Annotated in this window: 17 protein-coding genes and 1 tRNA gene; 7 read left to right on the top strand and 11 right to left on the bottom strand. The window is 35.8% G+C overall.

The window, feature by feature from the left end; all coding sequences use genetic code 11:
* Positions 1-29: 29 nt before the first annotated feature.
* A complete protein-coding gene (locus tag HDF25_RS16235) occupies positions 30-2,228 on the top strand; it encodes a B12-binding domain-containing radical SAM protein (RefSeq protein ID WP_184626590.1) in 2,199 nt (732 codons plus the stop codon).
* 149 nt (positions 2,229-2,377) lie between these two features.
* Here HDF25_RS16235 and HDF25_RS16230 read toward each other — a convergent pair whose 3' ends face one another.
* The 8 genes from HDF25_RS16230 to HDF25_RS16195 all read right to left on the bottom strand — a co-directional run bounded on the left by HDF25_RS16230 (position 2,378) and on the right by HDF25_RS16195 (position 10,600).
* Complete coding sequence (locus HDF25_RS16230) at positions 2,378-3,826, bottom strand: GNAT family N-acetyltransferase (RefSeq protein WP_184626588.1); 1,449 nt, start codon at positions 3,824-3,826, stop codon at positions 2,378-2,380.
* Positions 3,827-3,859: 33 nt separating this feature from the next.
* Positions 3,860-4,078, bottom strand: a complete 219-nt coding sequence (locus HDF25_RS16225; protein ID WP_184626586.1) for a DUF4287 domain-containing protein — start codon at positions 4,076-4,078, stop codon at positions 3,860-3,862.
* A gap of 2 nt (positions 4,079-4,080) precedes the next feature.
* Entirely contained in the window at positions 4,081-4,614 is a 534-nt protein-coding gene (locus tag HDF25_RS16220) for a polyketide cyclase (protein WP_184626584.1), read from the bottom strand.
* A 104-nt stretch (positions 4,615-4,718) separates the two neighbouring features.
* Complete coding sequence (locus tag HDF25_RS16215; protein WP_184626582.1) at positions 4,719-5,621, bottom strand: helix-turn-helix domain-containing protein; 903 nt, start codon at positions 5,619-5,621, stop codon at positions 4,719-4,721.
* A 146-nt stretch (positions 5,622-5,767) separates the two neighbouring features.
* On the bottom strand, positions 5,768-6,556 hold the full coding sequence (locus HDF25_RS16210) for a PhzF family phenazine biosynthesis protein (protein WP_184626580.1): 789 nt from the start codon (positions 6,554-6,556) through the stop codon (positions 5,768-5,770).
* Between the two features lie 112 nt (positions 6,557-6,668).
* Positions 6,669-6,741 (bottom strand) — tRNA-Lys (locus HDF25_RS16205).
* Positions 6,742-6,930: 189 nt separating this feature from the next.
* Positions 6,931-9,309 carry a TonB-dependent receptor domain-containing protein gene (locus tag HDF25_RS16200; protein ID WP_184626578.1) on the bottom strand — a complete coding sequence of 793 codons (2,379 nt, stop codon included), beginning with the start codon at positions 9,307-9,309 and terminating at the stop codon, positions 6,931-6,933.
* Between the two features lie 139 nt (positions 9,310-9,448).
* On the bottom strand, positions 9,449-10,600 hold the full coding sequence (locus HDF25_RS16195) for a helix-turn-helix domain-containing protein (protein WP_184626576.1): 1,152 nt from the start codon (positions 10,598-10,600) through the stop codon (positions 9,449-9,451).
* A gap of 189 nt (positions 10,601-10,789) precedes the next feature.
* On the opposite strand from HDF25_RS16195, the gene HDF25_RS16190 reads away from it, so the two are divergent.
* Both HDF25_RS16190 and HDF25_RS25860 read left to right on the top strand, forming a co-directional pair.
* On the top strand, positions 10,790-11,116 hold the full coding sequence (locus tag HDF25_RS16190) for an ArsR/SmtB family transcription factor (RefSeq protein ID WP_184626574.1): 327 nt from the start codon (positions 10,790-10,792) through the stop codon (positions 11,114-11,116).
* Positions 11,113-12,078 carry an SRPBCC domain-containing protein gene (locus HDF25_RS25860; RefSeq protein ID WP_184626572.1) on the top strand — a complete coding sequence of 322 codons (966 nt, stop codon included), beginning with the start codon at positions 11,113-11,115 and terminating at the stop codon, positions 12,076-12,078. The genes HDF25_RS16190 and HDF25_RS25860 overlap by 4 nt, the downstream gene beginning before the upstream one ends.
* A 65-nt stretch (positions 12,079-12,143) precedes the next feature.
* On the opposite strand, the gene HDF25_RS16180 is transcribed toward HDF25_RS25860, so the two are convergent.
* Together HDF25_RS16180 and HDF25_RS16175 are read right to left on the bottom strand one after the other, a co-directional pair.
* The gene (locus HDF25_RS16180) at positions 12,144-12,464 is read right to left on the bottom strand and encodes a hypothetical protein (protein WP_184626570.1); all 321 of its coding nucleotides are present in this window, start codon (positions 12,462-12,464) and stop codon (positions 12,144-12,146) included.
* A 62-nt stretch (positions 12,465-12,526) separates the two neighbouring features.
* A complete protein-coding gene (locus tag HDF25_RS16175) occupies positions 12,527-13,777 on the bottom strand; it encodes a hypothetical protein (RefSeq protein WP_184626568.1) in 1,251 nt (416 codons plus the stop codon).
* A gap of 289 nt (positions 13,778-14,066) precedes the next feature.
* Between HDF25_RS16175 and HDF25_RS16170 the strand changes: the two genes are divergently transcribed.
* The 3 genes from HDF25_RS16170 (at position 14,067) to HDF25_RS16160 (ending at position 16,877) form a co-directional block, all read left to right on the top strand.
* Entirely contained in the window at positions 14,067-14,354 is a 288-nt protein-coding gene (locus HDF25_RS16170) for a hypothetical protein (RefSeq protein ID WP_184626566.1), read from the top strand.
* Positions 14,355-14,576: 222 nt separating this feature from the next.
* Complete coding sequence (locus HDF25_RS16165; RefSeq protein ID WP_184626564.1) at positions 14,577-15,989, top strand: adenosine deaminase; 1,413 nt, start codon at positions 14,577-14,579, stop codon at positions 15,987-15,989.
* 12 nt (positions 15,990-16,001) lie between these two features.
* Positions 16,002-16,877 (top strand): helix-turn-helix transcriptional regulator, encoded by an 876-nt coding sequence (locus tag HDF25_RS16160; protein ID WP_184626562.1) that lies wholly within the window; start codon positions 16,002-16,004, stop codon positions 16,875-16,877.
* Here the strand turns inward: HDF25_RS16160 and HDF25_RS16155 are convergent.
* Positions 16,874-17,479, bottom strand: coding sequence for a DUF1684 domain-containing protein (locus HDF25_RS16155; protein WP_184626560.1), 606 nt, complete (start codon positions 17,477-17,479; stop codon positions 16,874-16,876). The two genes, HDF25_RS16160 and HDF25_RS16155, sit on opposite strands and share 4 nt — an antisense overlap.
* A gap of 83 nt (positions 17,480-17,562) precedes the next feature.
* Here HDF25_RS16155 and HDF25_RS16150 point away from each other — a divergent pair, with 83 nt between their 5' ends.
* Positions 17,563-18,117 carry an RNA polymerase sigma factor gene (locus tag HDF25_RS16150; RefSeq protein WP_184626558.1) on the top strand — a complete coding sequence of 185 codons (555 nt, stop codon included), beginning with the start codon at positions 17,563-17,565 and terminating at the stop codon, positions 18,115-18,117.
* The last annotated feature ends 62 nt before the right edge of the window (positions 18,118-18,179 follow it).

Raw genomic sequence — 18,179 nt, 5'->3', positions numbered from 1 at the left:
ATATTTTTACCGCGAAATACAATCCCATTTTGAAAACAGATCTTTTCCTTGTTACGCCTCCCTTTACCCAACTGAATACCCCGTATCCTGCAACGGCCTATATCAAAGGTTTTTTGAACACTAAAAATATCTCGTCAACTCAGGCCGATTTAGGTATTGAAGTGATTCTGGCTTTGTTTTCAAGGAAAGGCCTGGAAGATCTTTTTTTTCATGCGCAGGAGCAGGTTGATCAGCCAAAGAGTTCAAATGCAAAGCGGATTCTTGCTTTAAAAGATGAGTATATCAAAACTATTGATGCTGTTATTGCTTTTTTGCAAGGCAAAAATCCAACCTTAGCCTTACAGATTTGTCAGGAGGATTTTTTACCGGAAGCATCAAGATTTACGCAATTGGATGAGCTGCATTGGGCATTTGGCTCAATGGGAACGCAAGATAAGGGTAAGCATTTAGCAACACTATATCTTGAGGATATTTCCGATTTTATTATTGAATGTATTGACCAGAATTTTGGTTTTAGTCGTTATGCAGAAAGATTAGGCAGGAGTGCAAATTCATTTGATGAGCTTTATGAAGCTTTAAATCAAAAATATACCTACATGGATAAAATCCTAATGGAAATTTTAGAGAAGAAAATTTCTATTATCCAACCTAAGCTATTCCTGATCTCAGTTCCCTTTCCGGGGAATTTGTATGCTGCTTTCCGATGTGCACAATATGTGAAACGAACTTATCCTGAGATTAAAATATCAATGGGTGGTGGTTTTCCTAATACAGAATTACGTTCCGTTTCTGATAAAAGGGTCTTTGAATTTTTCGATTATATCTCGTTAGATGATGGGGAATTACCTATTGAACTGATCTATAATTCGATCATAAATGATGGGGATTTTAACCTGTATAAAAGAACTTTTTTATTAGAGAACGGGGTAGTCACTTATAAAAATGATACTTTAAGAAGAGATTATAAGCAGGTCGATGTGGGGACGCCAGATTATAGTGATTTACAATTGGATGAATACATTTCAGTTATAGAAATTGTAAATCCAATGCACAGGATGTGGAGTGATGGTCGCTGGAACAAATTGACAATGGCGCATGGATGTTATTGGGGAAAATGTACATTCTGTGATATTTCTTTGGATTATATTAAGGTCTACGAACCTGTTGCTGCTCAATTGATTGTAGATCGGATTGAAGAATTAAGTAAGCAAACGGGTCAGAATGGCTTTCACTTTGTTGACGAGGCTGCACCACCAGCCTTGATGCGGGAAGTGGCACTGGAGATTTTAAGAAGGAAAATTTCTGTAAGCTGGTGGACAAATATTCGGTTTGAGAAAAGCTTTACGAGAGATTTATGCATTTTGCTTAAAGCATCGGGCTGTATTGCCGTTTCTGGTGGTTTAGAAGTAGCATCTGATCGCTTATTAAAGTTAATTGACAAAGGAGTATCTGTTGAACAGGTAGCTCAGGTTACCCGAAATTTAACGGAAGCAGGTATATTGGTTCATGCTTATCTGATGTACGGGTATCCTACGCAGACGATTCAAGAGACGGTAGACAGTTTGGAAATGGTGAGACAATTGTTTGAAGCAGGTGTTTTACAATCTGGTTTCTGGCATCAGTTTGCGATGACCGCACACAGCCCTGTTGGTATGTATCCAGAAAAATTTGGTGTAGTCAAAGAGACTGAAACTATTGGGACCTTTGCCAATAATGATATCAATTACATCGATAAAACAGGAATAGACCACGATAAATTTAGTTTTGGCTTAAAGAAATCACTTTTTAATTTTATGCATGGTATTTGTTTTGATTACAAATTGCAGGACTGGTTTGATTTTAAGATTCCGAAAGTAACGGTGCCTTCGGATTTTATTGAAAAAGCTTTGAAGGAAGAAAGTAAGTTCGATACTAAACCAACAGCTAAAGTGGTTTGGTTAGGAGGGAAGCCAGCTACAAAATGTTTTGCAAAGCATAAAAAGGGTAATTCTATGGAAATGATGATCTTGACTTTTCATAATAAAAAAGAAACCTTTGACATCCAGGCCAATAAAAATGAAGGAGAATGGCTGGTTTCAATGTTACAGAAAGTAGCGGTTTCAAATACGAAAGTTTATACCTTTCAAGAAATTAAAGCTGATTTTGAAGCTACAATGGAATATTTTGAATTGTTCTGGTATTCAAAACCTATTAATAATTTAAGAGATTTCGGGCTGTTGGTTTTGTAGTCAGTTTATTATCCGGTTATACCAATTAAAATGGTTCTTCTTCAATTTTGGAATATCAAGTTAACCCAAGTGATTGCAAGAGGGAAAGGAATTATATTAATAATTAGAGATTATTTGAATTCCATTTGCCCTACTGGCTGGGGTAACATCTATGTTGGACGGGATAAGATATAGGTGAGCATACCTGGAACATTGAGGTGTGTATTTTTAAAATGACCCTGAGCTTGTTCAAATCCCAGTTTTTTAAGCAGTCTCACGGAAGATGGGTTTTCGCCGGAAGGGAATGCGATTATTATTTCAACACCCATTACATCGAATGCGTATTTGAGTATCCGCACAATAACCTCTCCCATAATCCCTTTACCTTGAAATTTTTCGAGCAATTCATATCCGATTTCTACAGTTCCTTTTGTTATATCAAAGTTCCAGAGGCACGCTACTCCGATCAAAGCCGGGTTCTCCTGATGAGACACTGCCCAAAATATACACTCATTTTTATGGATCATACTATCAATCTTACCAATATATGCAATGGCCTCGTCGATATTTACACATGGTGTCCTTCCTGTCAGCGCAGCAACTTCAACATTCGAACGCAGCTGATAGATTTCTTCTGCATCATTCAATGAAAGCCTGCGAAGAACTAAGCTGTCGGTTTCTAAAACCGGGAAACTTAAAAAGTTCGGTTGGTACATCTGGTATGAGGATTCTGTTTTTCCCTTAAAGTTAAATTTTGGGTGATACAAACCATTTGTGAGCGCCACAACTTCCGCAAATAAGTTTTTGATAGACACTACATTTTTCTCTGCTAAAGTCGGCTCAACCTCCAAAATAGCGTTTACTTTTTCTTCCAGATTCACTGGAACCATTGCCGCATTTGAAAGCAATTGAACGGCATATTTATCACTGATAGGGTAGATTAAATTCAAGGCGAATAAAGCCTCTATAAGGCTTTTTAGCGTACGTGTAAAGCACCCTAACAGATTGTACATATCCTTTTGCATGACAAAACCATGTGCATGAGCCAATGTAAACTCAGCAGACCAAAGAGCCGAATTTACAACACTTGCTTTTAACGCTTGAGGATATGTTGCTGAGGCTTGTTTTAAGCGATGTAAAATTTGCTTTGGATCAATTAACGGAACGCAGGATACACATTCTGCCAGATAGATCATCGTAGTAAATCCGTAGGGTGGCTGTTGTTCATAGTGGTTTTCCCATTTTCCAGATTGAGCATCAGCAATCGTGATTTCTACCTGATTTATATTGCGATATATAATATCTACTTTTCCTATTTCGGTATATATCCAGGCTCCACCGTTTACCCATGGTCCCCATTCGTGAAAACCGACTACTACGGAATCATCATTTATAGCATATTTTAGGGCAATTTCTTTTATCATTTCGATCGAAAAAGGTTCTTTTTCGTAATAATATATCCCTAAGTCAATATCCGAGTTTTTATTGGCCCTACCAGTTGCATGTGAACCACCCAATGCAATAGCTTGTATGTTCTCGATTTTGTTTAGATCTTCCGTCAGACGCATAATAAGCTGCTTTTTTGCATCTGTTAAACTTGATATGTCTTTTAAAATCATCTTTAGATTTTACAATTTTCCTTCGCCCAAGTATTATTCACGTTTACCTTTAAGATAGGCATATACCGCAGTTGCATGACCATGACCTAAATTAAAATCCTCTTTTAGCCAGTTGATAATTTCAGTGGCCTTAACCTTTGCGTCAATGGTTCCTTTTTTGGTGTAGCCTTTCTCTTGTGCTAGATGCTGAAAATCTTCCGGTGTTTTTCCGGTTTTTTCCTCAATATTTTTCATGTAAGTTGCAAATGACATAATTATATTTTTTCTGTATTCAATTTAATTTTATCCAGAGTGCTTTGTATATCAGCGCCGATTATTTTATCCATATCCATAAATAGTAATGTAATGTTCAAAGGCCAGTTCATGCCACTATGATATTCCCACAAAATGGAGCTCTGGCTTTGACTAAGGGATTTGAAAAATAACGAACCGTCTGCAGTAAAAGGATATGGGGCTATAAATCTTATTTTAAAGTCTATCTGTTTATTTTCTATAAAGTGGGTATTTTCCCATTCTCCAGTGCCTGATTTTTTATTGTTGCTTTCAAAATAAAGTATTGATCCGGCCTGCCCGTCTACATTCCCTTTTATTTCGATTTTGGCATTAGGATCATAGCTGAGCCATTGGTTGAACTCTTTCTGGTTTTTATGAAAGCGGACGTAATCATATACCTTCTCTACAGGTGTATTAATAGTAATTTCCCTTTTAATCGTATATTTTTTACGAGTAAAGGCTGCAGTCAAACACACAAAAGCAATCAGTATGACAAAAATTTTCAATAATATCATTTTCATTTTTTAAAAATTGGTGATGATTAAAAGTCATTGTAGCTTAGAAGACAAAGGTAGAGGATGTTTCAAAAACTAAATGGTTCAAAAATGGATATCAATGGTCAATTCTTAACCTTTTCAGAACTCCTGAAAATGAGTGGGCTGCAATGGGCGTATTTCCTGAAAAACTTTCCAAAATTCGACGGATCTGAAAAGTTAAGTCGAAAAGCTATCTCGGAAATACTAAGATCTGTAAACTTTATCATAAGTTTAGCTTCCTTGATAATCCTATCATTGATCAATGATAGTGCATTCTTACCGGTGGCAATTCTAACAGATTTCGATAGATAGCCATTACTTACCGTTAGAAGTTCCGCAAATTCTTCAACAGTTCGTTTTTCTAGGTAATGCATATTTACGAGAACTACAAACTTCTTTGTGAGCACATGGTGTGCGTTCAGCTGCAGATTGACTGCCCTATGCTGTATAACTTTAGATCCTTTCAATTGATAAAGCAATGCCATAAATTTGTGAATTGCCACATTATAAACCAGCTCAGAAGCTTCGTAGGCTGTGAAAACTTCCTCAAAATGGGGAGCAAGTTCTTTGTATTGTTCTTTTGTTAACTGGAACAAATTTGTGTTTAAAGGATCAAAAAACGGGAATTCATTGACAAAATCTGGCTTAAAAAAATCAAAACATTCATCTTTAAAATATATTAAATATCCATCGGTGTTTTTATCCCTAAAAAAGCTATAAACAGTGTTTGGCGACTGAAAAACAAGAAAAGAATCTTTTATGGCTTCATTGGCATCATTATAAGCTACCCGTGTATTGCCTGTAGAAGTAAGAAGTGCCAGAAAAAAGAAGCCTCTTCTGAATGGAGCTTTATAAATATCTCCGCTGTGTTCTGACAATCTCATGCAATAAAGTAATGGGTTTGCAGACCTGTGTATTACAGGAATTGAGGATAAAAAACAGTTAATATCACTATAAAATGGTATATATTCTTTTTTTTCTGTCATTGAGGTTATAGTCATATATGTTTTTTTTATTTCATAAGGAGAAAAATTTATGAAGAAAAATCAAATCCATTATATTCAGGATGATAAATATATCCTGAATATAATGGATTTGATTTTTCAGGCTATACAACTTGATCAAAATAACGTTATTCTATCCATAGATGTCCCATAGCATAGGTTCTGGCTTTACCTGCCACAATCACTCTTTCATTTTTGTTTTCACAATAGAGCTGGCCACCTCTTTCGGATAGCTGAAGGGCAAAAAGCTTATCTTTCCCTAATCTTGATGACCAGAATGGAATGAGTGAGCAGTGCGCAGAGCCGGTAACAGGATCTTCAAGGATTGATGACTGTGGCGTAAAATATCTTGAAACAAAATCACTGTCAGTACCTGCTGCTGTCACAACAACACCCCCTGGATCCAGATTGATAAGGTCAAAAACAGACCTTTCAATTTTGATGTTTTTTATGTCTTCCTCAGAATCATATACCAGAATGTAATCTCTTGACTTGAAGACCTCCTTAGGCTGTATATTGAGCGATTTGGATACAATATCTGGAAGCATAGATATTTCAGGCATTCTTGACGGGAAATCCATATAATAAAAGTCATCTTTTACATCTACTGTTAATTCACCGCTTTTGGTTTCAAAAACGATTCTGTTATTCTGATAGTCTAAGATCGAAACTAAGCAATGAGCTGTGGCAAGGGTAGCATGTCCACATAAGTCCATCTCTATTTCAGGTGTAAACCATCTCAGATGAATCGTATTGCCATTATCAATAAAGAAAGCAGTTTCTGCTACGGCATTTTCACTGGCTATCTTTAAGAGGATCTTGTCTGGTAACCAGTTTTTTAATGGGACAATACACGCAGGGTTTCCATGGAAGATCTCTTCTGTAAAGGCATCTATTTGATATAATTCTAACTTCATGATTAATAAAATTTCGGTCTGTAACAAAGGTAAATGAAAAATATTGAGCCCTTAAACAGTCTGAATTTTATATAAAAAAAGCGGCAAATATCTTAGATATTTGCCGCTTTAGTGATCCCGCTGGGATTCGAACCCAGGACCACTACATTAAAAGTGTAATGCTCTACCAGCTGAGCTACGGAATCATTTCCTTTTTTGAAGGACTGCAAAAGTATAATTTTTATTTGGTTTTAGGCATTAAAAGTAATAAAAAGTGAGATTATTTATGCTTTAAAGGCTAAAGTGCTGAATTATAGTGTTAATAAATTTATTTATTTTTTGCCCGATTACCCCTGATTGGCTGATAGAATCAGTAAGTAATGGTTTTCTAAGAACTAATCAGCTCTTTTTCTTTCTTCATCATTGCCAAAATTCCTTTGTTTTGCATTTAGTTTATTGTTCCCGAAATTGTAAGTCAGAGAAAGTCTGAAAAATCTGCTGCTGTTATTCTCATTGTAAACCTGTTTGATGCCGTTTACTATAGAAGTATAATTTTTTAGATATGCCGTATTAAAAACATCGTTCGCAAATAAGGAAATTGATATGTTCTTTTTCAGTAAAGTTTGCTTTAGGCCGATATTTAGTCCGGATGTATAGCCTAATTTGTACAGCCCCTTATTGAAAGAGGAGGTATAGGTATAATCGGCCTGTATTTTGAATGATTGACTTAATGAAAAGGTGTTATTAAAAGCAAAATATATTTGAGATCCATTTTGAGGAATAGCACCAATTTGTGTTGTAAATTGAGTTTTTGAGGCTAAAAGATAAACTGAAGTCTGATTCTGCCACCAGGGTAAGATATTACTGGAATAGTTTTCTCCGATACCATAATAATATTCCTTATAATAGTTTTGTCTGGTTATGATTTGAGTTTTACTTACGGGGTCTGACGTGAAGATAACTCCAAATCCATTAGAAGTAACATTTAGAAAAGCATTAGTTCTTAAGCTACCCTTATAGCTATAAGTAAAATCAAAGTTATTACTGTAAGACGGTTGCAGAAAAGGATTTCCTTCGGAATAGCTAGTACTGTTTATATAGGATCGAAATGGGTTTAAAACAGCAAACCCTGGTCTTTCTATTCTCTTTCCGTAATTAAACAGGAAGCTATGATCTTCATTTTGTTTGTAAGCGATATATACTGTCGGGAATAACTTCAGATAATTATTATGATTCGTTTGATTCAGGGTTCTGGAGAGTCCGCTGGTTTGTGTGTTTTCGAGTCTTAATCCTACTTGAAAATTTAGTTTATCATTGAACTTTTTAACGCCGTTAATATAAACAGCCTGATTATTCTCTATGTATTTAAACTCATTCGATTGATTTGGATCAGGAATATGATTTCCGGTCATAGTATTATAGTATTCTACGTCACTTTGACTGTTGGTAAAACTGATTTTTGCTCCATATGATAAGTTGATGAGCTTTAACGGATGTTCTATATCCATCTTTGCACTAAGGTTGTTTATTTTTTGATTGGAGACATTCTGTGCAGACAGGTTAGTTCCTGAGAATATCTTTGGTGGAGAAAACATATCAGCTTTAAAATTATTGTTACTCTTAGAATCATAAGTAAAGTAGTCTACATCAAATGATACTTTCCTGTTCAGTGTATCTAAGTTCGAGATTAGATGGATATTGTAAGTGTTACTCTTTGAATCTAATTTGCGAAACCCATTATTGATGAGTACAGAATCTATAGTATTGCTGGTATTTCTAATATTTATACTTGTATAATCCTTACTCGATGGATTATTATAATTCTGTAAATACTGTCCACCAATAGTTGTTTTTTTAGAAAGATCATAATCCAATGCAATGCGGCCCGATAAGTTATCTTCCTTTTGTTTACCGTCATAATTTAATTCCCACAGACCACCTGGATAATAAGTATTAAGATCTTGTTTTTTTCTGCTATACCCTTTATTACCACCTGTACTAATAGACAGTTTAACTTTGTTTTTGTTATATAGAAAATTGTCTCTCAGTGTCAGAAATCCATATTTGTTTTGATTATAAGCTAACGTTGCTGAATTCTTCCATGAATCATTAATACCTTTTTTGAGAATGATGTTAATCAGTCCACCGTTCCCACCAGCTTCATATTGGGCTGGGGGAGTAGTAATGACTTCTACGCTTTTAATATCGTCGGCAGAAATGGAATTTAAATAGGTGATCAGGTCTTCTGCGGATAATTCAATCAGGCGTCCATTAATCATAACATGTGATGACCCTTTTCCAAGTATGCTGATGGTGTTATTCTGTATAGTTAGTCCGGGCGCCAATCTTAAAACATTGATAGCATTTCCTCCACTTGCAGAAATATTGTTCTCAGTATGAAAGATAATACGGTCAGTTTTTTGTTCAATGAGAGGTTTTCTAGCTGTTACTACGATTTCTTTAAGATTTTTAGAATCACTGGTCAGTGAAATTTTCCCCAAATCAGTATCCTTTTCCAGTAATATAGAGTTTTCCAGGCTTGTAAATCCCAGGAAGCTAACCTTCAACTTATAACTTCCTTTTTTTATAATTATAGCAAAAGATCCATCGTCTTTAGTAATACTTCCTGTGATTACTTTTTCCGAATGATCAGAAATAATAACATTTGCCCATAATATGGGTTCTGACCCATTCATTACATGGCCTGTTAGTTTCACTTGTGATTTAGCCCAGAATGGCAGCGCTAAAAATATCAGTATGAGAATCCTGTTCATAATCCAGCTTTTAAAATTGATTTGAACAAATGTGCGCTGGAAAATGAATGAATACGTCCGACTTAAAAAAGTCGAACTGATTAATCAGAAAAAAAATGGTTCGACTTTTTTAGTACAAGTTTGACTTTTTGTAAAGTGCTTATCGCGAGTTGGTTTTTCGGTATTCGGTAGGTGTCAGGTTGGTGTGCTTCTTGAATGATGTATTAAATGATGACTTGGAATTAAATCCTGTTTTGTATAAAATTTCAAGAATAGTAAACTCTTTTTGAGACGGGTCTCTTAAGATCTCCATTGCTTTCTCAATACGGTACTCATTTACAAAATCAAAAAAATGCTGACCCAGATCATGGTTAATCATAATTGATAAATCACGGACAGGCATTTCCATTTGATTTGCGAGATCCTGTACAGTTAACGCAGGCTCCAGATAAGGTTTATAATTAAACATATAATCCCTGAGTTTTTGAATTTGCTCATTATTTTTAACGATATGAACTTCTTTTAATGGCAGACTGGTCGACGCATTTTTAGCAATAAGTGTTTCTACAGGTTTTAGTTTTGAATCTATACCTCTGAAAAGATCTGGATTATAGAGTGCTTTTAATACAAACCAACACAAAATAAATACGGCATTTATACCTACTATAATCTGCGCCCGATTAAAAATAGTTGAATCTTCAGTAAAAACTAAAAGGTCTTTAAGGGCTACAATGGAATGCACTATGGTAATGATAACTGTTAATTGAAACAGCCATTTATAAGTAATTGTAGTTGTATCTGTATAATTTTCGAGATATATCTTCTTATACCTTTTTAATACGATGAAGATTGCAATTATATAAAAGGTGAATTGCAGATGCGCAAAAGCCATAATAGCGACAAGCGCTGTACTTTCCCTGTAATTTTCAAAGAAAAGTATTTTAGTATTATAATCAGCCAGATAAAAACCAGGCATCAGCAAAAGGTTATAAACAACGAAAGGGATGGCATGTAGCAGGTGTATCGGTTTTAACTTAAAATCTGTAAAACAGATAGCCAATGCGTATAGGTAGAATACTGGGTTTATTAAGGTTGCAGTTGATCTTCTGAACATTTCCAGGTTCGGGAAATGCTGAGTAACGATAAATATAAACCAACCACTCAGATCAATTCCATTCAGAATGATGAAACTTGCAAGAAGTACATTGCCTAGTTTGTTTTTCGTTTTAACGGTTAAAAGAAAAAGCGCTAAAAGAAGCGAGACAAAAACAGCTATCAGACTTATGATGCCTATCAAATTATTACTATTCATTAATTCTTGTTGGCTCTTGCCTGTTAAATTAAATATATAGTTTTTCTTACACTGTTCAGACTTCTCTTTATAAGATTTTCATGAAAAGGGACAGTTATGTTAAATCTTGCATTTTTTATTAAAATAAATTTGAGAAACCGATTGGTTGCATGTATATTTGCAACTAATCGGTTGCAAATATAAGTTTATATGAGAAGAGATGTATTTCAGGCAATTGCCGACCCAACGCGCAGAGCTATCCTGACTTTAATCGCCTTGCAGGCTATGACACCAAATGCTATTGCCGAACACTTTGACAGTAGCAGGCAAGCCATATCCAAGCATATTAAAATACTTACCGAATGCCAGCTTTTGAGGCAGGAGCAAACGGGGCGCGAGATATATTATCATTTTAATCCAAGAAAAATAAAAGAGGTAGATACCTGGGTTGAACAATTCAGAACTATGTGGGAAAGCCGCTTTGATCAGTTGGATGAGCTGTTGAAAAAACAAAACCTTAAAAATAAAGAATCATGACAAAAAGAGAAGCCGTCTTTTCAAAAGACATGAAAAACAGAAAGCTAACTGTCTTAAGGACATTTGACGCCCCTGTGGAACAAGTATGGAGAGCCTGGACAGAAGGGGAGATGCTCGACAAGTGGTGGGCACCAAAACCCTATAGTGCAGAAACAAAAACAATGAATTTTAAAGAAGGTGGTATGTGGTTGTACTGTATGGTGGGGCCACAGGGTGACAGGACATGGTGCCGGGTAGATTATAAAACAATCGTGCCACATCAGCTGATTACTAATGTCAATTCATTTAGTGATGAAAGCGGGAATATCAATTCTGATTTTCCGGTTATGAGCTGGAAAAATGAATTTAGCCAAACAGGTTCTGAAACGACAGTGGCTGTTGAAATAACCTTTGCTAAAGAAGCAGATTTAGAAAAAATTGTTGAAATGCGCTTCCAGGAAGGTTTTGCTTCTGGATTAAGTAATCTTGATCATTATTTAAGTACACAATTTAAAATCAGGAAAGAACTTAAGGTAGATAATACTGCCAGAGTAACGACTTATTTAAACTTTAACGGAAAGACAGAGGAAGCACTTAATTTTTATAAGGAAGTGTTTAAGGGAGAATTTACCGGTGTTGGGTTAAGAAGATTCGGAGATATAGAACTGCCAGCTGCAATGCCGCCATTGAGCGATACAGACAAAAAGCTAATCATCCATGGAGAACTGACAATTATGGCTGGTCATGTAATCATGGCTACAGATGCACCCGAAAGCATGGGCTTCAAAATTGAATTTGGAAATAATATGCATATCAATCTTGAACCAGCATCAAGGGAAGAAACCAAAAGTATATTTGATAAGTTATCCGCTGGTGGTGTAATAACGATGCCTTTGGAAGATATGTTCTGGGGTGCTTATTTTGGCTCATTCACCGATAAATACGGAATTAACTGGATGCTGAATTATCAGGCCTCAAACTAAATGAAACCTGTATAGAATCTAAAAAGCCTCAGAGAGATCTGAGGCTTTTTAGATTCTATACTTGATTATAAAGATTCTTTTGTTGCTTGAATGGTCTTTTCTAAGGCCTCCGCAAGAGAGTTTTTATATTTGATATAGTTCTCCTGACGTGTTTCGTCAGTATCACTCTCTTTAACTGCTCTTTTACCTTCTTTTGCTTCCTGTAATTCGTTTTTGTACAGGTCACTAAATGTTTCAGGTTCTTTATTCTTTAGTATTCTTACGGTGTGAGAATACTTCTCATGAATATCAAGGAGAATTGCGAAATTCTTCTCACTATAGATATCTAAACCAACATTTTTTACTGATAGCTTCTCAAGCTTTCCTCTTTCTTTTGCGTAACCCATAATAGAGCAAATATACCAGTTTTGCGCTATTATTGTATAATATCATTATTTTAAAGCCATTATCAGATCATAAAACAAGAATCCTCTTTAATCAGGCGCATGGTATGATAAAAGCTAATCCGTTTTCGTCTTTCATATTTCAGCTCCTTGATTAGCATATATTGAGCTACTGTGAATAAGCTGTCCTCAGAGACTACACGGAGTAAATCATTCTTAGCGAGTAAACCACTCAACTCTGTAGCATATTTTTTATCTGTAATGAGATAATATCTTTTGGCAAAGTCTTCTTCCTGAAAATATCTTAATAATGTAATTAACAGGAGGTTTATATCTTCACCTAAATATATAATTGCTGACACCCTGGTTCCTTTCGCTTTATTTTTCAGGAGTTCCATGTGTTCATTCCTGAATAGGGATGTGTAAAACATGAATTTCTCATAGAATCTACTGCTTTGAAATAAAGTAGTTTCAACAGACCCAACCGAGACATTATAATTGTTCTTAAAATAGTTGTTCAGCCATGCACACATAATTGATCCGTAATCAGGGTCGCCAAAATATCCGCTTGTTTGAAATCCGCGATGAAATTCCGGATGGAAACCGGTTATGTTTGTCTCTATTATATAGAATTTCTGATTAGTTGTTATCCCGATGTCCCAGCCGATTAAAGTTCCGTTCAGGATTGTATCCGGTAATTTTTTAAGAATTTCAGTGACATATGCTTCTGCAGCTATACTTATTGATGAATCTTCACCCGCCATGATAAAGGTTACACCATATATAAGATCTCTGTTAAAGGTGTGGATCCTGAATTCTTCTTTAAGATCTAATTTTTCCTGCAACATCCATTTTTGCAGATTATCATCTTCATGCTGATAAGAGCTTATGATATTTTCTAATTCAGCTGTTCTGTCAAAACTATTTAGCCTGCCCGTACTGTGACCAAGAGTTGACTTAACAAAATAGCCATCTTCACATAGTTCTCTAATCCTTTGAGCCCCGTTAGGTTCATTTAGTAATTGTGAAAAACTAATAGATCTGGCCATGCAGCCTGGGATATAATGATTTAAGACCTCATATTGTCTGTATTTATTCTCTAGTCTCCATCTTAATACCCGGTGCTCATTGATATTTAATTTACTCAGGATTGCCCTGACAAAGAATGCCCCGGTATTTCCTGCTAAATCTGATAATAAAGCCGGATCAGACCACAATTCAAAAGGCTCATGCTTTGTTTTTTTCTCTATCCTGCTAATATCAGAACTTTCAATATCTGATATTATTTCTGCTAAAAAAATATCTGTTTTTTCCATAATTCTTATGAATTTACCCAGATTTATTTTTGCCTGAATGGGTCAAAGGTTACAAAATAATTGTGTTACCAGGGGATTCTACCTGATTTGTATAAGCCGTATTTCTACTTGAATCAGAGCGAGCTATTTGTCTTAGCTTAGATGATGTAAATGCATTGATATACAAGTTTTTATATTATATATTTTTCTTGTTAACAGACATGAAAGTGGAGACAGAAACCACTTTAATAAACGTGGCGTTTTCCGAAAAGCCTTACGAGTAGGAAAAGAAATTCAAACATTAGAAATCATGTCAAATCAAACTGCTGAAAGTCCAGTAGCAACATCGCTAGGAGGATGGAGTCCTTATCACAGTCTTACACCAAATGACAAAAAAGTATTCGAGGAGGCTTTAAAAGGTCATTTAGGTGTTAAGTACACCCCTCAGTCTGTTTCAACTCAGGTTGTAGCGGGAAAAAATTATCGTTTCAAATGTACAGCTTCAATACCACCAGCTGATGTAATTTGGGAAGCTATTGTTGAAATATATGCTCCCCTACAGGGATTACCTTATATTACAGGTATTATAAGAATTTAATACGATCTATAAGTAAAAAAGGCCATCTGAATCGATTCAGATGGCCTTTTTTACTTTAGTATAAATCCGATTGCGTATGACGATGCTTGAGGAAAAATAAATATAAATGCAATCCTGTGAGCCTTTTACAGAATAGTAATAAATATATTGAAATATGTATGGTATTTTTGATTATCGGAGCTCATTGATAAAAATATCAATACAAATCAATAATATATACTAATGAAAAAGTGTCTGACTATATTTTTTACGTTTCTTTTCTTTTATACCCATGCTCAATCTGTAAACAACTATTTAGAGAAAATAAGGAATAACCCGGCTAAGCTTACTGCTTTTTTTTCGCTTATGCCAAAAGGGGGCGACCTTCATCATCATTACAGCGGTTCTGTTTATGCCGAGAGTTTCATTCAATATGTTATTGAAAAGGATTACTTCATCCAGAGAGAAACACTGGAAGTTGTAGATAAAAGGCCATCAAATGATAAAGATTGGACAAGGTTTAGCGCTCTGAAAAGAGATGGGCAATTAGAGGAATACAGATCCAGGTTATTACAAAAGTGGTCGGTTAAGGACTACAATTATGTCAGCAATCCTTCCGACAAACAATTCTTTGATACCTTTTCGAAATTTGATATAGCCAGTAAAGATAATATTGATTCAGGGTTACTGGAGATTAAAAAACGTGCAGTTAAAGAACATGTAAGTTATATAGAAACCATGCTTTCCTCTGCAAGTTGTGCCAGGACAGATGAGTTGAGTTTACGGTTCAATCCCAGGCTCCAGCTATTGCAGAAACAGAATAATGCACAGAGATGCCAGCTCTTACTGGATACACTTTACAAGGAGTTAATTAAGAAAGACATTATCTCTTGTGCTGATAACTACAGTGTTAATACGGTTAATAAGCTTCATCAGGCATTACATATTGATGATGAATCGTTTGTGATGCGTTATCAAACCTACACCGTCAGAATTCTGGAGGCCAGCGATGTTTTTAAAAGGTTACTGATTGCTTTTGATGCTGCCAGTAAAAATCCATTAATAGTTGGTGTAAATATTCTGTCGCCCGAAAATAATGAAATAGCAATGAGGGATTATTGGTTACATATGCAGATGTTTAAGTATTGCCATGAAAAATATCCTCAGGTTAAGTATGCTATGCATGCCGGTGAACTCACCTTAGGGCTTGTCAAACCAGAAGACCTGACCTGGCATATTAATGCGGCTGTACGTGATGCAGGTGCATCACGTATCGGACATGGTGTTGATATGCCTTATGAAACAGATAGCTATAGTCTGATGAATTACATGAAAGAGAAAGGAATAGCTGTAGAAATTAATCTGTCCAGTAATGAGTTTATTTTAAAGGTAAAAGGGAACAGGCATCCAGTGACACTTTACAAAGAGTTTAATGTACCTATCGTAATTGGTTCAGACGATGCAGGAGTGTTACGAACCAATTTAACTGAGCAGTATGTACTTCTGGCCAGCAGATATCCCGAGTTTACTTATGAGGATATCAAAAAGATTGTATATAACAGTATTAATTATTCCTTTATCAAAGAGCCTTTAGTAAAGGAGAAGTTGATTGCCGGACTGGACAAAGACTTTGCCCGGTTTGAAAAGATGTTTTAAACACGCTGTCAAATGGAGAACATTCCTGTTAGATATATTTACACTGGCTCAAAAGAACTCGGTTCTTTCGAAACTTTTAGCATACGGAATATTCAGGACTTGCTTCATGGGGAAGACATGGTGCAGGAGCTCCATAGACATGATTTCTTCTATATCCTGGCCTTAGAAAAAGGGGAGGGTAACCACGAAATAGATTTTAAATCTTATCAGATTTGTGACAATTCTGTTTTCTTCATGCGTCCCGGTCAGGTACACCAACTCGTCCTGAAAGCAGGGAGCAAAGGATACCTCATGGAATTTAAACCTGATTTCTATTATTGTACTGATCAATTGTCAAGTCAAATATTCAGAAAGGCAAGCAAGATGAACCATAGTCATTCTGATGAAAACCGGTTCAGGAAACTACTATCTGTATTGACTTATATCTTTCAGGAGTTTACCACCAGACAAGAGAACTATCAGGAAGTTATTAAAGCAAACCTGGATATTTTTTTTATCGAACTAGTCAGACAGGATATCAAAAAACACCCTGATGATATCAACCTATATACCCAGGGACGGTTTGAGGAATTTTTGGAGCTTTTGGAAACGCATGTTATTAACTATAAACAAGTATCCCAATACGCTGAACTGTTAAACCTTTCCATCTATCAGCTGAATGCGATTACTAAGGCGACATTAGGGAAGCGATGTTCAGTATTGATTAATGAATACATTATTCTAGAGTCTAAAAGGTACCTTCTCGCAACAACCAGCCAGGTAAGCCAGATTGCCGCTTATCTGGGATATGGAGACGTTTCTTATTTTATCAGATTCTTTAAAAAACATACCGGGTATCCACCTGAGATATTTAGATCTAAATACATCCAGACGACACGTGTGATTTAATGTTTCTTTTCATTGGCAAACATTTTTTCACCTGCTTCAACAGCTAACAAAAGATGATTTTCGTCAGGCGGTTTAGGGCAGGCGTAACCACCTGCAAAAGCGCAGTATGGGTTATAAGCTTTATTGAAATCGATTATTAGGGTCCCATTATTAAAATCTCCCTCACGCAGATCAATGTATCTTCCCCCTCCGTAGGTAGTCACCCCGTTTGTTTCATCTGTAAATGGCAAAAACAAATAATCTTTATATTGAGGCATTTTTGATAGGGCTACATTCTTGTAAACGGTAAGTTCTAGCTCTTTACCTTTCAGTGTAAATTTAAGTACGGCATATCTTAAGTAGTCTGTACCTTTCCCGGTAAAAACTGGTATTACAAATGGGCTCGCATCCGATAAAATTGTTGCATTGGCCGTAACTTTATAAGTGCTGTCTGCATCAAAAAAACGCAAAAATTGCAGATCGTCTTTTTTAAGTGGAGAATTTTTGTCCTCCAGAAATTCGTTCATGTAGTTCTTACGAAATAAATCTATCTGAGCTTTGTAACCTTGTCCAAAGGACTTTAAACTCATCACGCATAGTAAAATTAAAAAATACTTCTTCATCAGTTAATAGTATGGCGTAATATACTAATTTAATATCTTGTTAATCTGTCAGTCATTTGGCCCATATAGTTTTGCAAATATATATGGGCGACAAAATAACTGCCGGACTCACCAGTGACGCTGACCATCATCTCGATGAAAAAGCATTTGAGGATCTTTACCGGCGTGTATATCCTACGCTGAAAAAATATGCAGTTTATCTTGTAAAAAATCCTGAAGAAGCACAACTGATCCTAAATGATGTGTTTATCACCGTATGGAAGAATAAGGTTCAGCTGGTTAATGAAAAAGCATATCTGTTCAGAGCAGTAAAAAATGCAGCCATAAATTATCATAAACTCTCCAAAAGAAATTTTCTCCGGTTCGATGAAGAACAGGACCTTGAAATTCCTGATAAAAACGTCGATCCGGCTTTAAACTATCAGAATAAAGACCAAAACAGATTACTCTATACTTTAATTGATCAGCTGCCAGAGAGGCGCCGCCTGGTATTCTATCTGTACAGGATAGATGGGTTCAGCTATAAAGAAATTGCAGCCCTACTGGATATCTCAGTAAGGACGGTAGAAGACCATCTGGCTAAAGGTTTTTTGTTCTTACAGGAAAGAGTGATCAGACGTTCGGAAGAATTCAGATAGTAAATCCTTAATTATTTCTTAATGGAAGCTTAACGCTGGCAGGCCCGTAGACTATCGGTTCT

This window comes from Pedobacter cryoconitis (assembly GCF_014207135.1).
Taxonomy (GTDB): Bacteria; Bacteroidota; Bacteroidia; order Sphingobacteriales; family Sphingobacteriaceae; genus Pedobacter; species Pedobacter cryoconitis_D.
Note: the sequence above shows the minus strand (reverse complement) of the source record. Positions and strands in the feature narration are given on the sequence as shown.

Coding starts and splice junctions, on each gene's coding strand:
- HDF25_RS16230 (WP_184626588.1), bottom strand. CDS start 3,826: ATGATTTTAAAAGACATATCAAGTTTAACAGATGCAAAAAAGCAGCTT.
- HDF25_RS16225 (WP_184626586.1), bottom strand. CDS start 4,078: ATGTCATTTGCAACTTACATGAAAAATATTGAGGAAAAAACCGGAAAA.
- HDF25_RS16220 (WP_184626584.1), bottom strand. CDS start 4,614: ATGATATTATTGAAAATTTTTGTCATACTGATTGCTTTTGTGTGTTTG.
- HDF25_RS16215 (WP_184626582.1), bottom strand. CDS start 5,621: ATGACAGAAAAAAAAGAATATATACCATTTTATAGTGATATTAACTGT.
- HDF25_RS16210 (WP_184626580.1), bottom strand. CDS start 6,556: ATGAAGTTAGAATTATATCAAATAGATGCCTTTACAGAAGAGATCTTC.
- HDF25_RS16200 (WP_184626578.1), bottom strand. CDS start 9,309: ATGAACAGGATTCTCATACTGATATTTTTAGCGCTGCCATTCTGGGCT.
- HDF25_RS16195 (WP_184626576.1), bottom strand. CDS start 10,600: ATGAATAGTAATAATTTGATAGGCATCATAAGTCTGATAGCTGTTTTT.
- HDF25_RS16190 (WP_184626574.1), top strand. CDS start 10,790: ATGAGAAGAGATGTATTTCAGGCAATTGCCGACCCAACGCGCAGAGCT.
- HDF25_RS25860 (WP_184626572.1), top strand. CDS start 11,113: ATGACAAAAAGAGAAGCCGTCTTTTCAAAAGACATGAAAAACAGAAAG.
- HDF25_RS16180 (WP_184626570.1), bottom strand. CDS start 12,464: ATGGGTTACGCAAAAGAAAGAGGAAAGCTTGAGAAGCTATCAGTAAAA.
- HDF25_RS16175 (WP_184626568.1), bottom strand. CDS start 13,777: ATGGAAAAAACAGATATTTTTTTAGCAGAAATAATATCAGATATTGAA.
- HDF25_RS16170 (WP_184626566.1), top strand. CDS start 14,067: ATGTCAAATCAAACTGCTGAAAGTCCAGTAGCAACATCGCTAGGAGGA.
- HDF25_RS16165 (WP_184626564.1), top strand. CDS start 14,577: ATGAAAAAGTGTCTGACTATATTTTTTACGTTTCTTTTCTTTTATACC.
- HDF25_RS16160 (WP_184626562.1), top strand. CDS start 16,002: ATGGAGAACATTCCTGTTAGATATATTTACACTGGCTCAAAAGAACTC.
- HDF25_RS16155 (WP_184626560.1), bottom strand. CDS start 17,479: ATGAAGAAGTATTTTTTAATTTTACTATGCGTGATGAGTTTAAAGTCC.
- HDF25_RS16150 (WP_184626558.1), top strand. CDS start 17,563: ATGGGCGACAAAATAACTGCCGGACTCACCAGTGACGCTGACCATCAT.